The 14,348-nt window shown below is 65.5% G+C and carries 15 protein-coding genes; 4 read left to right on the top strand and 11 right to left on the bottom strand.

Annotated features, from left to right (window positions below; all coding sequences use genetic code 11):
* Positions 1 to 15: 15 nt before the first annotated feature.
* Entirely contained in the window at positions 16 to 1,149 is a 1,134-nt protein-coding gene (locus tag FHG09_RS04150; protein WP_152346443.1) for a DUF3866 family protein, read from the top strand.
* A gap of 141 nt (positions 1,150 to 1,290) precedes the next feature.
* Here FHG09_RS04150 and FHG09_RS04145 read toward each other — a convergent pair whose 3' ends face one another.
* From FHG09_RS04145 to dop, 7 genes are all read right to left on the bottom strand, one after another.
* Complete coding sequence (locus FHG09_RS04145; RefSeq protein WP_152346442.1) at positions 1,291 to 1,665, bottom strand: FKBP-type peptidyl-prolyl cis-trans isomerase; 375 nt, start codon at positions 1,663 to 1,665, stop codon at positions 1,291 to 1,293.
* 57 nt (positions 1,666 to 1,722) lie between these two features.
* Positions 1,723 to 2,679: an FKBP-type peptidyl-prolyl cis-trans isomerase gene (locus FHG09_RS04140; RefSeq protein ID WP_227492536.1), complete on the bottom strand. Its 957-nt coding sequence runs from the start codon at positions 2,677 to 2,679 to the stop codon at positions 1,723 to 1,725.
* 63 nt (positions 2,680 to 2,742) lie between these two features.
* Positions 2,743 to 4,146, bottom strand: coding sequence for a Pup--protein ligase (pafA, locus tag FHG09_RS04135; protein WP_152346441.1), 1,404 nt, complete (start codon positions 4,144 to 4,146; stop codon positions 2,743 to 2,745).
* On the bottom strand, positions 4,147 to 4,836 hold the full coding sequence (gene prcA / locus FHG09_RS04130) for a proteasome subunit alpha (RefSeq protein WP_152346440.1): 690 nt from the start codon (positions 4,834 to 4,836) through the stop codon (positions 4,147 to 4,149).
* Positions 4,837 to 4,870: 34 nt separating this feature from the next.
* Positions 4,871 to 5,668, bottom strand: coding sequence for a proteasome subunit beta (gene prcB / locus FHG09_RS04125; protein WP_152346439.1), 798 nt, complete (start codon positions 5,666 to 5,668; stop codon positions 4,871 to 4,873).
* 1 nt (position 5,669) lies between these two features.
* The gene (locus tag FHG09_RS04120; protein WP_025778371.1) at positions 5,670 to 5,861 is read right to left on the bottom strand and encodes a ubiquitin-like protein Pup; all 192 of its coding nucleotides are present in this window, start codon (positions 5,859 to 5,861) and stop codon (positions 5,670 to 5,672) included.
* An 11-nt stretch (positions 5,862 to 5,872) separates the two neighbouring features.
* Entirely contained in the window at positions 5,873 to 7,402 is a 1,530-nt protein-coding gene (gene dop, locus FHG09_RS04115) for a depupylase/deamidase Dop (protein WP_152346438.1), read from the bottom strand.
* Between the two features lie 32 nt (positions 7,403 to 7,434).
* On the opposite strand from dop, the gene FHG09_RS04110 reads away from it, so the two are divergent.
* Positions 7,435 to 7,839, top strand: coding sequence for a DUF3054 domain-containing protein (locus FHG09_RS04110; protein ID WP_152346437.1), 405 nt, complete (start codon positions 7,435 to 7,437; stop codon positions 7,837 to 7,839).
* 109 nt (positions 7,840 to 7,948) lie between these two features.
* Here FHG09_RS04110 and arc read toward each other — a convergent pair whose 3' ends face one another.
* The 3 genes from arc to FHG09_RS04095 are packed head-to-tail and all read right to left on the bottom strand — an operon-like array spanning position 7,949 to position 11,877.
* Positions 7,949 to 9,601 (bottom strand): proteasome ATPase, encoded by a 1,653-nt coding sequence (gene arc / locus FHG09_RS04105; RefSeq protein WP_152346436.1) that lies wholly within the window; start codon positions 9,599 to 9,601, stop codon positions 7,949 to 7,951.
* A complete protein-coding gene (locus FHG09_RS04100) occupies positions 9,598 to 10,671 on the bottom strand; it encodes a tRNA (adenine-N1)-methyltransferase (protein ID WP_152346435.1) in 1,074 nt (357 codons plus the stop codon). Before FHG09_RS04100 ends, arc begins: the two co-directional genes overlap by 4 nt.
* Before the next feature lie 45 nt (positions 10,672 to 10,716).
* Positions 10,717 to 11,877, bottom strand: coding sequence for a site-2 protease family protein (locus FHG09_RS04095; protein WP_152346434.1), 1,161 nt, complete (start codon positions 11,875 to 11,877; stop codon positions 10,717 to 10,719).
* 127 nt (positions 11,878 to 12,004) lie between these two features.
* On the opposite strand from FHG09_RS04095, the gene FHG09_RS04090 reads away from it, so the two are divergent.
* The gene (locus tag FHG09_RS04090; RefSeq protein ID WP_152346433.1) at positions 12,005 to 12,814 is read left to right on the top strand and encodes a RecB family exonuclease; all 810 of its coding nucleotides are present in this window, start codon (positions 12,005 to 12,007) and stop codon (positions 12,812 to 12,814) included.
* A 3-nt stretch (positions 12,815 to 12,817) separates the two neighbouring features.
* On the opposite strand, the gene FHG09_RS04085 is transcribed toward FHG09_RS04090, so the two are convergent.
* On the bottom strand, positions 12,818 to 13,492 hold the full coding sequence (locus FHG09_RS04085) for an HAD family hydrolase (protein WP_152346432.1): 675 nt from the start codon (positions 13,490 to 13,492) through the stop codon (positions 12,818 to 12,820).
* Between the two features lie 22 nt (positions 13,493 to 13,514).
* Between FHG09_RS04085 and FHG09_RS04080 the strand changes: the two genes are divergently transcribed.
* Positions 13,515 to 14,345, top strand: a complete 831-nt coding sequence (locus FHG09_RS04080; RefSeq protein ID WP_152346431.1) for a proteasome assembly chaperone family protein — start codon at positions 13,515 to 13,517, stop codon at positions 14,343 to 14,345.
* Positions 14,346 to 14,348 lie beyond the last annotated feature (3 nt).

Genomic DNA, 14,348 nt, shown 5'->3' with positions numbered 1-14,348 from the left:
GATAGTCTTGGGACCATGATTCATTGGCGCAAAGGAATCGTCGCAGCGATTCGCTCCACCCGGCCAGGATACACAGAGGTCGACGTCGAACTGGACGAGGCTCTGCCGGGCACCGATGTGAGATCCATCCGGGCGGTCGCCTATACCGATGCCGTCGGGCAGCCGATGACGGCCGACGCCGTCATCGTCAATGTCTCGGCTCTCGCGAAGCGTCTGGGCACGGGAGGGTTCGGACTCATCATCGCCCTGCCCGATGCCCTGCCGGCCGACCCGCCGGAAGGTCCCGGTCATCTGGTCAAGGACCGCTATTCGCCCCTGCAGACGATGGTCCTCGGCGTCGACGATCAGGAATCGCAGCATCATTCCACCCTCGCCGAGGCCGAACACCTCGACGGCATGCCCGTGGTCGTGGCCGACCTGCATTCGGCTCTGCCCGCGGTGATCGCCGGAATCCGTGCCGTCGACCCGTCCCTGTCAGTGGCGTATGTGCTCAGCGACGGTGCGGCACTGCCGGCCCCGTTCTCGCAGGCCGTCGCCGGGCTCAAGGACGCCGGGTGGCTGAGCGGGTCGATCAGCACCGGCCAGGCCTGGGGCGGTGATCTGGAAGCTGTGACCATCCATACGGGGCTGCTCGCGGCCAAGCACGTGATGGCCGCCAACATCGCCATCGTCGCTCAGGGTCCCGGGAATCTGGGCACGGGCACGAAGTACGGGTATTCGGGGTTGGTCACCGGTGAGCATCTCAATGCCGCGGCCCTCCTCGGCGGGCGTCCGGTCGGTCTGCTGCGGATGTCGAATGCCGATGCCCGCGGCCGTCATTTCGGCATCTCCCATCATTCGCTGACTCCGCTGAGTGAGATCGCGCGGGCGGGGATGACCGTGCCGGTGCCCGATTTCTCCACCCTTGCCGAGGCGGAGCGGGCCGAGATGGATCCGGACCCGAATGTCGTGGCCGAGACCGTGGCCGGACAGCTGCCTCGTCTGCAGATGCATGATCTCGTCGATGTCGACCTGACCGGGCTGTGGGATGCCTTGGGCACATCGCCGGTGCGACTGTCGACGATGGGCAGGAAGCTGCCCGCCGATGCCGCATCGTTCCTCGCCGCGGCCGCCGCTGGACGCTGCGCCGCCGGGCTCGCCCGCCGCTGACCACGTCGAACACTCAGTCCGCCGCCTCGTCCTCGCAGAATCCCCCTCCGCGTCGGGAAAGACAGATGTGGCCGGGTTCGAAAGAACCCGGCCACAGTCGTCTCAGGCAGAATCAGCGCGTGTTGGTCCTATTGCTGTCTCTCAACGCACGTTCTCGAGGTCGCACACGAAGATCAGGGACTCCCCGGGCTGGATGACTCCGCCGGCCCCCTGGTCGCCGTACGCCAGGTGTGGCGGGATCTGCAGGGTGCGGCGGCCGCCGACCTTCATCCCCTGGATGCCCTGGTCCCAGCCGGAGATGACCATTCCGGAGCCGAGACGGAACTCCAGCGGGGTGCCGCGGTTGTACGAAGCGTCGAACTCTTCGCCCGTGGAATAGGCGACTCCGACATAGTGCACGCTCACGGTGTCGCCGGGCCCCGCCTCGGCGCCGGTGCCGATCACATCATCGGTGATGATGAGCTCGGTCGGGGCGTCTCCGCCGGGGAAGTCGACTTCGGGCTTCTGCTTGCTCATATGTTCCTCCTGGTGTCGGTTCTGTTGAGGTGTCGCTCGGTGTCGGACCGTTGGGTCTCAGCCCTGGGCCGAGAGGATGTCGACGACGAAGATCAGAGTCGCATCGCCGGGAATGGACGGTTCGCTGCCCTGTTCGCCATAGCCCTTGTCCGGTGGGACGACGAGGACGACCTGGTCGCCGACCTTCTGACCGACGAGTCCCTCGTTCCAGCCGTCGATGACCTGAGCCTCGCCGACCGGGGCGACGACGAAGGGCTGTCCGTCCTTCTTCCAATTCGAGTCGAAGGTCTTCGACGTGTCGTCCCAGAGCCAACCGGAGTACTTCACGGAGACGCTCTGGCCCTTCTTGACCTCCTGGCCTTTGCCCTCGATCGTCGTGTAGGACTCGAGCTCGGTCGGCTTTTTGCCCTTCGGCTTCGAGATCGACGGAGCACCGTCGTCACCCCACTTCACGGTGACGGGGTTGTCCGACTGGTCGGCCTTCGTGCCTTCGGCGCGAGTCAGCGGTTTCGTCGTGTCCTCGACATCGATGATGTAGACCAGCGTCTGGGAGGCTTCACCCTGCTCGGCGCTGCCGTTGAGAGACATCATCACGCGCGATCCGACCTTGACGTCGATGAGCGCGTTGAAGAGGTCTTCGGAGATCTGGGCCTTGTCCATGGGGAATCCGGCGGCGGAATCCGAATCGTAGCTGGACTCGACGGTCTTGCCGGTCGTGCCGGAGACCAGTGTCATCTGTGCCGTGACCTGCTCGCCCTCGGCGATCTTGTCGCCGGTGCCCTTCTTGAGCACCTTCTTCTCGGTCTCGTCGATGACCAGTGGAGCCTCGAAGCTGACCTCGGGCTTCTTCCCGATCTTGCCGTCGACGGTGATGTCGTCGAGACCGGTCGACTTCGCGTCCTGCGCGGCCACCGACGGCGGAGGTGTGGTCGAGTCCTCTGACTCCTCACCCTGTCCGCAGGCCGAGAGCAGCAGCAGGCCGGCCGCGATGGCGCTGAGCACTTTGGTGCGCACTGGTTTCCTTTCGTCACGGGAGGCCGTGCCCGGATGGGGGCTCGACCGGATCACAGGGCGATCTTACAGGCCCGCGATGAGTGTTTCCGCCTGCGGGTGAGTCGTCAAGAACGGGTCTTTGAGCGCGACTGCTCGACCGGATTCGTCGTTGAGCCGCAGGTGCACCCAGTCGACGGTGTAGTCCCGACGGGCGGCGTGAGCGGCGCGCACGAATTCGCCGCGGATCGCAGCGCGCGTGCTCGCCGGCGGTGTGTCCTTGGCCCGCTCGGCCGCCTCGGCGGGAACGAGGCACTTCGCCATCCCGGCGGCTTCGAGTTTGGGAAACAGGCCAGTTGCGGGGGTGATGTCGTGGAAGGCGATGTCGAGGCGGTGAATGCGCGCATCGGCGATATCGGCGATGCCGCGCTGCATAGACCGCTCGATCAGGGTGCGTTTCATCACCCAGTCGATCTCCGTGTCCACGCTCGAGAAGTCCTGGGATTCCACGGCTGTGAGCATCCGTGTCCACAGATCGATGACATAGTGGGCGAGATCATCATCGCCGAGGCTGTGCTCCCCGGACTCCACGATCCGCTGGGCCCGATCCCGGTAGTCGCCGAGCAGTCCCAGCGGAGTCGTCGTGGTCCCGTCCGTGCGTTCGAGCACGACCTGCCCGGTGAGGTCGCGGGCGACGAGACGAATATCGCGCACCGGGTGGCGCAGCCCGTTCTCCGGGATCCTGGCGCCCTGTTCGATGAGGTCGAGCATGAGCACCGCGGATCCGATCTTGAGCGCCGAGGTGGCCGTCGACATCGAGGAATCCCCGACGATGACGTGCAGCCGCCGGTACTTCTCCGCATCCGCGTGCGGTTCGTCGCGCGCGTTGATGATCGGTCGCGACCGCGTCGTCGCCGAGGACAGTCCCTCCCACATGACATCGGAGCGGGCCGAGAGGCCGAACATCATCTCCGACCGGTCGGCCTCCTCGTCGGGGGCGAACGCCGAACGGCGGGGAATGACGGCTCCGGCCCCGACGAGCAGCTGCCTCGAGACCAGGAAGGGCAGCAGCACCGTGGTCAGCCGGTTGAAGTCGAGTGTGCGGCGGATGAGGAAGTTCTCGTGGGAACCGTAGGAGTTTCCTGCCGCGTCCGTGTTGTTCTTGACCATGTGCACGCGTCCGCCGACGTCGTCGGCCTCGAGCGCGGACTGTGCCTTGTCCAGCAGATCGATCATCAGGCCTTCGCCGGCCCGGTCCTGGGCGAGCAGATCGCCTAAGTCATCGCATTCGGCGGTCGCGTATTCCGGGTGGGATCCGACGTCGAGGTAGAGGCGTGACCCGTTGGGGAGAAACACATTCGAGGACCGGCCCCATTCGACGACGGGTCGGAAGAGGTACCGGGCGATCTCCTCGGGGCCGATGCGGCGGCCTTCTGAATCGGCGGTGTGGGCGAGTCCGTATTCGGTTTCGAGTCCGTAGATGCGTGCCATTCAGTCCTCCCGCAGTCCGCTCATCGCCGCATCGTCGAGGCGCCGGAATGTCCGCTGCTTCGTCGTGGTGCGGTCGAGGACGGCGGCCTCGAGCGCGTCGGTGTCCAAGGTCGCCTGGGTGGCGGCTCCCAGGGCGGCCACGCCGTGGTCGAACACTTCCCGCAGAGTCATCTGCGAGCTGCGCACCCCGGCCAGGGAGGCGGTGATCGCATCGGCCTGACCGCCGATGGCCACGTGTTCGGTCTCGTCGATGACGGACCCGTCGTAGCTGAGTCGGTAGAGCTGGTCGCCCTCCGGTGCGACTCCGAGTTCGGCGACGACGAGTTCGACTTCGAAGGGCTTCGATTCGGTGGTGAAGACTCCGGCCAGCGTCTGTGCGTAGGCGTTCGTCAGTCCGCGAGCGGTGACGTCGGTGCGGTCGTAGGAGTACCCGCGCAGGTCCGCGTAGCGGACTCCGGCCTGGCGCAGCGTCTCGAATTCGTTGTACTTGCCGACGGCGGCGAAGCCGATCCGGTCGTAGATCTCAGCGATCTTGTGCAGCGTCGGTGACGGGTTCTCCGCCAAAAGCAGGATGCCTTCGTCGAAGCGCATGACGACGACGGACCGGCCTCGGGCGATGCCCTTGCGGGCGAAGTCCGCCCGGTCCTTCATCAGCTGTTCGGGCGAGACGTAGAACGGTGCCTGACTCATCCACGATCCTTTCGCGGTAACGGTGCCGTGGTCATCACCGGGCGGCGGCGGTGCGGCGGGCGACGACCTCGGTGGCGGTGTCCAGGACGGTGGCCGAATCGATTTCGGTGACACCGTTGTCAAGGTCGACGGTGCAGATCGTCGGGGCGATCTGGCGGACGAAATCGGGCCCGCCGGTCGCCGAATCATCGTCGGAGGCGTCGAAGAGGGCTTCGACGGCCACGGAGATCGCCTGCTCGTGGTCGAGATCGGCCCGCCACAGCTTCTTCAGTGCCCCGCGGGCGAACCCGGATCCGGAGCCGATGGAATGGAACCGGTGCTCTTCGTACTTTCCGCCGGTGACGTCGAAGCTGAAGATCTGACCCTGCGGTCTCGATTCGTCGACTCCGGCGAACAGCGGGACGACGGTCAGACCCTGCATCGCCAGGCCGAGGTTTCCGCGCAGCATCGCCGCTAAGCGGTTGGCTTTGCCGTTGAGCGAGAGGCGCGCTCCTTCGATCTTCTCGTAGTGTTCGAGTTCGAGCTGGAACAGCCGGATGAGGTCGAGTGCGACACCGGCGGTGCCGGCGATGCCGATGACGGAGAAGTCATCGGCGGCATCGACCTTCTCCATCGAATGCGACGCGATGAGGTTGCCGATCGTCGCCCTCCGGTCACCGGCCATGAGTATTCCATCGGCCGTGCGGAAGCAGATGATCGTCGTGCCGTCCGGGGCCTGTTCGGCCAGATCCCCACCCCCGGGTTGCGGCAGCGCTTCGGGCGCCAGGGAGCGGGCGAGTTCGACGAAGGAGTTGCTCGTCGAACTCAAGAATGCAGGAGGGAATCCTGCCATCTCATTGGCCGCCCTTCTGCACGAAGTTCTTGACGAACTCCTCCGCATTCGATTCGAGCACACCGTCGATCTCGTCGAGGATGGAGTCGACGTTCTGAGTGTTGATCTGTCCCTGCACTGCCTCCGGCGGATCGACGGGGGCGTCTCCCCCACCGGACGATTTGTCTCTCTGGACCTGTTCCTGCGAGCTCATCTCACACTCCTTCAGTCGTTCTTCACGCTCAGTCTATCCACTCCGAGTGCCTCCAGCAGGCCCTCGGCCGTCCCGATTCCCTCAACCCGATGGGCAAGCAGTTCGCGGGTGCCCTTGAGCGGTTCGTGCATGGGCAGGCGCACCACGCCGAAGGATCCCGCGTTGAGCACGAGCGAATCCCAGCTCGCGGCCACCAGATCCTCGCCGAGGCGGCTGACCGCCACGGAGCGCAGGAACGCCCGGGTCCCGTCGGGGGCGTTGGTCACGGCGGCTTCGACCTCGGCGTCGGTGGTCATCCGGCGGATCCGTCCGGCCCGTTCGAGCTTGTGGAACAGCCCCTTCTCCGGGCGCACATCGTGGTACTGGACGTCGATGAGGGCGAGCTTCGGATGGTCCCAGTCGATTCCTTCCCGGGAGCGGTAGCTTGACAGCAGCACCCATTTGGCGACCCAGTCGATGGAGTCGGCCAGATTCGTCGGATCGGTCGAGAGCCCGTCGAGGAATCGGCGCCATTCGGCGAGCACCTGACTCGTCTCGGCATCATCCGGGTCGGCGTGCTCGAGACAGGCGGAATAGAAGATCTCCTGGATCTCCAGGGCCGTCTTCGTCGTCCCGTCGGCCAGCGGCAGCGGGGCGGATAGGCTCAGGTCGTGGCTGACGTCCCACAGCGACTGCAGGGGATCTGCGAGCTCGATCCGCGGCGCCAGTCCGGCCTCGATGAGTCCGAGGACGAGGGAGGTCGACCCGAAGCGGACGAACGTCGCCGGTTCCGCCAGAGTGGCGTCGCCGATGATCACGTGCAGACGGCGGTACTTCGCCGGGTCGGCGTGCGGTTCGTCGCGGGTGTTGACGATGGGTCGCCGCAGGGTCGTCTCGAGTCCCACTTCGGCTTCGAAGAAGTCCGCGCGGGACGAGATCTGGAAGCCTTTGCCCTCCCCCTCGCGACCGATGCCGACCCGTCCCGATCCGCACAGGATCTGACGGGTGACGAAGAACGGGACGAGGCCGGCCACGATGTCATCGAAGTCCGTGGACCGGTCGACGAGGTAGTTCTCATGGGTGCCGTAGGAAGCGCCCTTGGAGTCCGTGTTGTTCTTGTACAGATTGACCGGTTCCGCGCTCTTCTCGAGCGTTCGCACCGACTCCAATGCGACGAGATCGCCGGCTCGGTCGAAGGTGACGACATCGCGCGGGGTGAGCACCTCCGGGGAGGAGTATTCGGGATGGGCGTGGTCGACGTAGTAGCGGGCGCCGTTCTCCGTGACGACATTCGCCAGATACTGGGCTTCGACATCGTCGGCCGGAACGTGGGTCAGCTGGGTGGCATCGGCGTCGGCGATGTTCATGAAGAAGCCGCGGGCATCGGCCAGCGGAGACTCGGTGGCGAAGTCCCAGAAGTTCTGGGAGGACTTCAGCCCGCGGTGACCGGCATAGGCGTCGACGACACGCGCCGAGTCCCGCATCGGGTTCGCCCGCGGGTTGCCCGGCTGGCTGAGGCCGAACTCGGTCTCGGCCCCCATGACGCGCCTGACTCTGAGCATCTGATTCTCCTCCAAGGTCTAGACTCGGGGACGTGGCAACGAAGAAATCTCATCTCCCCATCGCACTGATCGTCGACCTCATCCTCGTGGTTCTGTTCACGATCGTCGGTCATTACACACATTCTCACAATTTCGATCTTCAGGGGCTGATGACCACAGCGTGGCCCTTCGTCGCAGCCCTCGTCATCGCGTGGCTGCTCACGGCCGTGTGGGATCGGCCGATCGCTCCTCTGGCCACGGGCACCGGCGTCTGGGCGATCACCGTCCTCGTCGGGCTCGTTCTGCGCGGAGTCACCGGTGCCGGCGGGGACCCAGCTGCGGTGCCGGTGAGCTTCATGATCGTGGCGACCTCGCTCAATCTCATCACTCTGGTCGGTTGGCGCCTCATCGCCACGGCCGTCTCCGGCGGTTCGGGCCGCCGCAGACGCAGCCGCTGAACATCTGCTCGCGTCGGCCCGACGCCTGACTGCGAACCGAGCCCGCCGCCTCCGTCGACCGATGGAGACGGCGGGCTCTCGATTCATCGCCTCGTGATCATCGGCAGGCTCAGACGAGATCGGAGTTCGGCCGCACCTCGGCGATCTCGGTCTCATAGGGCACGGTCGGGGCTCCCCTGGTCGTATCGAGGTGCATCATCCGCAGATGAGTGACCCGCTCGCCCTTGCGCCCGGAGATCCGCGCCCATTCGTCAGGGTTCGTCGTGTTCGGCAGATCCTCGTGCTCGCTGAATTCCTCGGCGATGGCATCCTCGAAGTGTCCAGGACGCAGACCGCGCTCACCGGTGTCGAGCAGCGACTTGATCGCCGCCTTCTTCGCACGGTCGACGATGTTGTGGATCATCGCACCGGAGGCGAAAGCAGAGAAGTGGAGGATTTCTTTCGAACCGTCGGCATAGCTGACCTCGACGAATTCGTTCTCCGGAGTCTCCGCGAACATCCGTTCGACACAGCTGTCGATCAGCGCGGTGACCGCCTCGGCGGGGGTGTCATGACCGGCGAGTACGCTCGAGTGCAGGGGCAGGTCCGCCGTGAGGTACTTCTCGAAGATGTCCCGGGCCGCGTCGGCGTCGGGACGTTCGATGCGGATCTTCACATCCAGGCGACCGGGACGCAGGATCGCAGGGTCGATGAGATCCTCACGGTTCGAGGCACCGATGACGATGACGTTGTCGAGCTGTTCGACACCGTCGATCTCCGTGAGCAGCTGCGGCACGATCGTCGTCTCCACGTCCGAGGACTTGCCGGTGCCGCGTGTGCGGAACAGCGATTCCATCTCGTCGAAGAACACCACGACGGGGAAACCTGCCGAGGCCTTCTCCCGCGCTCGGGCGAAGATCAGGCGCAGCTGACGTTCGGTCTCACCGACGTACTTGTCCAGCAGCTCCGGGCCTTTGATGTTGAGGAAGTAGGTCTTGCTCGTGCGCACCGTGCCGGTGCGATCGGCCAGGGAGTTCGCCACGGCCTTTGCGATGAGCGTCTTTCCGCAGCCGGGAGGTCCGTAGAGCAGGATCCCCTTGGGTGGTTTGAGTCCGTGCTCGGTGTAGAGCTCGGGATGTTCGAAGGGCAGTTCGACGGCGTCCTTGATCTGTTCGATCTGGTCGGCCAGTCCGCCGATGTCCGAGTAGGTGATGTCGGGGACCTCTTCGAGCAGCAGCGAGGACACCTCGGGCTTCTCGACGACCTGCAGCGCATAGTGGGTGCGGGTGTCGACGACGACGGCATCGCCGACGCGCAGTCCCGATTCGACGAGGCCGGCAGCGAGGGTGAAGACCTGTTCGTCATCGCCGGGAGCTCCGACGAGGATGCGCTGGGAGTCGACGAATTCGCGGACGTTGACGACCGATCCCACGGGCGGGAAGTCGCCGGTGCCGATGATGACGAGACCTTCGGACAGGAGCACATCGGCTCCGGCACGCAGGGTCTCGGGTTCGATTTCGGGGGCGACGGCCACGCGCATGCGTCGTCCGCCGACGATGACGTCGGCGGTCACTGCATTCTCGCCGAGGGCGATGAGTGTGCCCCAGTTGTTCGGAGGCTCGGTCAGTCGCCTGGCCTCCTCTTTGATCCTGCCCAGCTCATCGCGGGCCGTGCGCAGAGTCTTCGACAGTGCCTCGTTGCGTTTGCCCGCTGTGTAGAGCTGCTGGCGCAGGGACGCGGTGTCCTCGCGCAGCTTCTTCACCTCGGTCGTGGTCTCTGTCATCGATCCTCCTTCGGCCCTGTGCTCGTGTCGGTCGGGCTGTCTGTGACATCTGTGGTCGGCGTTTCGCCGGATCCTTCGGGCTCGTCGCGCAGGCGTCTGCCGGCCTCGCGCATCACCCGGCGCAGCTTCTTCCCGTGTGCGGTGCGGGTGCCGATGGCCGCCTCGGTGACCTCGGGTTCCGTCCACGCCGCCACATCCTCTGCGGCCGCGGCGGCTCCCTGAGGGCGCTTCTTCTTCTCCAGCGGGCTGATGCCGTCGGCCATCCGGCGGGCCATGATGAGGAACCCGGTGTGGGCGATCATCCGGTGGTCGGGGCGGACCGCGAGTCCGTCGACGTGCCAGCCGCGGACCATGGCCTCCATCGACTCGGGTTCGGCGAACCGGCCGGAAGCGCGCAGGGCTTCGACGAAACGGGACAGCTGCGGGACGGTGGCCACATAGGCGATGACGATTCCGCCGGGTGTCAGCGCTTCGCTGACTGCTTCGAGGGTGTTCCAGGGGGTCAGCATGTCGAGGACGACGCGGTCGACGCTGCCGGGTCCGAACGTCTGCGGCAGGGTCTCGGCGAGATCACCGACGGTGACCGACCAGTTCTCCGGTTCGCCGTCGAAGAAGTCGGCGATGTTGCCGGCCGCGATCGTCGCGAATTCCTCTCGCAGTTCGAACGAGTGCACGGACCCGCCTGCGCCCACGGCGCGCAGCAGCGCCATCGACAGGGCTCCGGATCCGACGCCGGCCTCGACGACGGTAGCCCCGGGAAAGATGTCGCCGAGGGTGACGATGAGTCCCGAATCCTTCGGGTAGACGACTGCGGCCCCACGGGGCATGGAGAGCACGAAGTCTTCGTACCGGGGGCGGAAGACCTGGAAGTCCACTCCCCCGGAGTTCGCGACGATGATTCCCTCTGTGCGCCCGATGATGTCATCGTGGCTGATGAGGCCCTTGTTCGTATGGAAGTGCTCACCCGGGGCGAGCACGAAGGTGTGCATCCGCCCCTTGGGGTCGGTGAGTTGGACCTTCTCTCCGCGGCCCAGAACGCGCGGAGGCCGGGAATGCAGTGGCTGAGTCATGATGAGTCCACTCTACGCTGGTGAGGATTGCCTCACACAACCGGCTCAGGCTGCGAGAAGTTCGTCGAAGAACTCCTGCAGGTCGATGACTCCGACGAGGGTGTTGCCGTCCATGACCAGGCTGAACTGTGCCTTGGGGCGGTGGGTGAGCGATTCGAGCAGGTGCGGGGCCGTGATGTCCTTCGGCACTCCGATCCACCCGGCCAGGGGGCGCGCCACCTCTCCGGCGGGAACGGCCTCGAGGGTCTCGGCGAGCCGACCGGCTGCCGCATGCCGGTCGACGAGACCGTACGGCAGCCCCTTCTGGTCGAGGACGACGATGAGGGTGCGCTCCTTCGCGTTCCCGAGCGTGTTCGCATAGTCGAGCGTGTCGGCCAGGTCGGCGTCCCAGGTGGCGGCGATCGCCGGTTGGATGACCTGGGACAGGTCGTAGGTCTCCATCTTCCGAGCCCGTTTGGCGTGGGTCGCGGCGTCTCCGGCGGAGAACCACAGCATGATCGCGATGAGCGACATCCAGGCCACGGTCAGCGGGGCGGGGCGTTCGCCGGCGAGCAGCGGTGTGATGACCGACCAGCCGATGAACCCGATGGCGATGATGCGTCCGACCCAGCTGGCCACGATCGTGCCCAGGAACTGCGAACCGGTGAGGCGCCACATGATCGCCTGCAGCGCCCAGCCGCCGTCGAGCGGGATGCCCGGCAGTAGGTTGATGGCACCGAGGGCGACGTTGGCGAAGGTGACGGCGATGAGCAGCAGCCAAGGCACCGAGGTGGGGCTGGCGGCGCTGAGGCACCACCATCCCAGCAGAGCCAGAACGATGTTGACGATGGGGCCGACGATGGAGATGACGAAGCTCGTCATCGCCGCTTTGTCGCGCGGATTGTCCATCTGCGGTTCGAACCGGGTGAACCCGCCCCAGATATTGAGTTCGATCGCAGCGACCTTCTGGCCGTAGAACTGACCGGCCACTCCGTGCGCGAGCTCGTGGAGGAACACGGAGGCGAAGAGGAGCACGGCGTAGGCGAAGGCCACGAACCATGCCCCGATGCCCAGATCGGGACGGACCTGGTTGAGCCACGGGGTGAAGAGGATGGTGATCACGATGGCGGCGAGGAACCACGACCACGCCAGAATCACCGGCGCGCCGAGGACAGTGCCCAGGCGCAGACCCGATGACGCACCGGGGTGGTGGTTTTTCGCGGCCATTGAAGGGATTCCTCCGGTCGATGTCGTGGTCAGCGGACCACAGAGGGTCGGTTACTCAGCCTAACAGCGACGACGCACTGACCGCTGGTCGCCACGTCGTGTCCGTGCAGGTCGTTACAGTGGAGTTATGGCCGAGCTCACCAGTCTCTCGCCCTCCCGGGCCAACGACTTCATCCAATGCCCTCTGAAGTTCCGCTTCCGCAGCATCGACAAGCTGCCGGAGCCGCCTTCTCAGGCGGCATTCCGCGGCACGGTGGTCCATTCGGTGCTCGAGAAGCTGTTCACCGCACCGGCGGTCGAGCGCACGGCCGAACTGGCGCAGACGATGCTCATGCCGGCGTGGGAGGAGCTCGTCGAGAAAGACCCCGATGTGCTCGAGATCTTCGTGGACGAATCGGAGAAGGAGACGTTCTTCACATCGGCACGTCGGCTGATCGATTCCTATTTCGTTCTCGAGTATCCGGAGCATCTCGAACCGGAGGAGACGGAGAAGTTCGTCCGCACGAAGCTCGACAACGGACTCGAGCTGCGCGGGTTCATCGACCGGGTCGATGTCGCCCCTGGCGGCGAGCGGCGTCTCGTCGACTACAAGACGGGCAAGCAGCCGAAGCCGCAGTACGGGCGGGAGGCGAAGTTCCAGATGGGCTTCTACGCTCTCGTCGTCTATCGACTCTCCGGCGAACTCGTCCACACTCTGCAGCTGATGTACCTGGGTTCGCGCAGCGTGCTGAAGTCCCATCCGACGATGGCTGAGGTCGAACAGACGCAGTTCGAAATCGATGCGATCTGGAAGGACATCATCGCCTCAGCGGAGTCGGATCGGTGGCGGCCGAAGAAGTCACCGCTGTGCAATTGGTGCACGTTCAAACCGCTGTGCCCGGCCTGGGGCAACACCCCTCCCCCGACTCCGGAGATCACGAAGATCGTCGGGGCGTAGTCCTCAGGCGCTCTGTTCGGCACGGAGGCGTCGCAGGTCGGCGACACCGCGGCCTTCGAGGCTGTCCCAGAGGATGCGGCCAGGACGGGGCTCGAGGTCGACGAAGTGGGGCACGCCGATCGCAATGGTTCCGGCCGCCTCGGCACTGGCCAGGCCCGGCTTCGAATCCTCCAGGGCCACGCACTCGGTCGGGTCGAGGCCGAGCAGTGCCGCCCCGCGCAGATAGGGTTCGGGATCCGGTTTGCCTGCGAAGACCTCATCGCCGGAGACGAGCCCGGCGAAGCTGTTCGGCGGGCAGTTGGCGATGACGGCCTCGGCCAAGGGGCGGTAGGACATCGTGACCATGACGTTCGGAATGCCCTCGGCCTTGAGTTCGGCCAGCAGCTCGAGGGCACCGGGCCGGAACGGCACTGACTCGCGGATCTGGGCGATGACCTTGCCCATCAGGGTCTCGACGATCTCTTCGGCCGGCAGGTCGAGTCCGGCCTGACGCATCATCCGGGCGGAGACGATCAGCTCGTTGCCGACGAAGTCGAGTCCCTGTTCCTCCGACCACGGCAGCCCATGGGCGTTCATCAGTTCGGTCTCGGCGCGGATCCAATACGGTTCGGTGTCGACCAGGGTTCCGTCCATATCCCACAGGACGGCGGCAGGGTCGGCTGATGCATGGTTCGTCATACGCCCAGCGTAGTCTGGGACCATGAGTATTCTTCCATCCGGGTCCGGGGCACTCGTCTTCATCGCCTTCGAAGGTCAGGATGCCGATGCTTCCGAAGCGGCGAGTTCGCTGGTCAAGGATCTCATCGAGGTCTGGCAGCTGGACGACCCCGAGATCCTCGACACCGATGGGTTCTACGAATTCCGTTTCTCCGAACCCGAGATCATCCGCGACGAGGACGGAACGGCGTCGATCGCCTGGCCGGGCGTCGCGGTTCATCGGGGCTGCCTCGGCGAGCAGCTGATCACGGTCATCCACGGTCACGAACCGGGTCTGAAATGGCGGGAGTTCCTCTCCCTCGTCCTCGCTCACGTCGGGGATGACGATACGGTCGTCCTCCTCGGCGGGCTCCACGCGGAGGTCCCGCATACGCGACCGCTGCCGGTGGTGGCCAATACGGAGGACAAGGAGCTCGCCTCCGGACTCGGCATCGACGCCAACGGCTATGAGGGTCCCATCGGCATTCTCGGGCTCCTCGGGGTCGCCTGCCGATGGCGCGGAGTCCGGGCGATCAATCTGTGGGTGGGCGTGCCGGACTACCTGGCTGAATCACCGTCGCCGAAGGCGGAGCTCGCACTGGCGAAGGCAGTCGAACGCTATGCCGGGATCGAAATCGACATCCACGTGCTAGAAGAGGAGAGCCGGGCGTGGGAACTCGGCGCCGATGAGCTCGTCTCCCTCAACCCGCAACTCGTCGAACTCGTCAAGACGCTGGAGCGACAGAACGATTCGACGGAGCTGCCCGAAGCCAGCGGAGACGCCATCGCGGCCGAGTTCGAACGCTATCTGCGCAAACGCGGCCGCGATAAGTGAACC

The organism is Brevibacterium sp. CFH 10365, assembly GCF_009299785.1.
In the GTDB taxonomy this organism is placed as follows: Bacteria; Actinomycetota; Actinomycetes; order Actinomycetales; family Brevibacteriaceae; genus Brevibacterium; species Brevibacterium limosum.
Note: the sequence above shows the minus strand (reverse complement) of the source record. Positions and strands in the feature narration are given on the sequence as shown.

Coding starts and splice junctions, on each gene's coding strand:
- FHG09_RS04150 (WP_152346443.1), top strand. CDS start 16: ATGATTCATTGGCGCAAAGGAATCGTCGCAGCGATTCGCTCCACCCGG.
- FHG09_RS04145 (WP_152346442.1), bottom strand. CDS start 1,665: ATGAGCAAGCAGAAGCCCGAAGTCGACTTCCCCGGCGGAGACGCCCCG.
- pafA (WP_152346441.1), bottom strand. CDS start 4,146: ATGGCACGCATCTACGGACTCGAAACCGAATACGGACTCGCCCACACC.
- prcA (WP_152346440.1), bottom strand. CDS start 4,836: ATGAGTCAGGCACCGTTCTACGTCTCGCCCGAACAGCTGATGAAGGAC.
- prcB (WP_152346439.1), bottom strand. CDS start 5,668: ATGGCAGGATTCCCTCCTGCATTCTTGAGTTCGACGAGCAACTCCTTC.
- FHG09_RS04120 (WP_025778371.1), bottom strand. CDS start 5,861: ATGAGCTCGCAGGAACAGGTCCAGAGAGACAAATCGTCCGGTGGGGGA.
- dop (WP_152346438.1), bottom strand. CDS start 7,402: ATGCTCAGAGTCAGGCGCGTCATGGGGGCCGAGACCGAGTTCGGCCTC.
- arc (WP_152346436.1), bottom strand. CDS start 9,601: ATGACAGAGACCACGACCGAGGTGAAGAAGCTGCGCGAGGACACCGCG.
- FHG09_RS04100 (WP_152346435.1), bottom strand. CDS start 10,671: ATGACTCAGCCACTGCATTCCCGGCCTCCGCGCGTTCTGGGCCGCGGA.
- FHG09_RS04095 (WP_152346434.1), bottom strand. CDS start 11,877: ATGGCCGCGAAAAACCACCACCCCGGTGCGTCATCGGGTCTGCGCCTG.
- FHG09_RS04090 (WP_152346433.1), top strand. CDS start 12,005: ATGGCCGAGCTCACCAGTCTCTCGCCCTCCCGGGCCAACGACTTCATC.
- FHG09_RS04085 (WP_152346432.1), bottom strand. CDS start 13,492: ATGACGAACCATGCATCAGCCGACCCTGCCGCCGTCCTGTGGGATATG.
- FHG09_RS04080 (WP_152346431.1), top strand. CDS start 13,515: ATGAGTATTCTTCCATCCGGGTCCGGGGCACTCGTCTTCATCGCCTTC.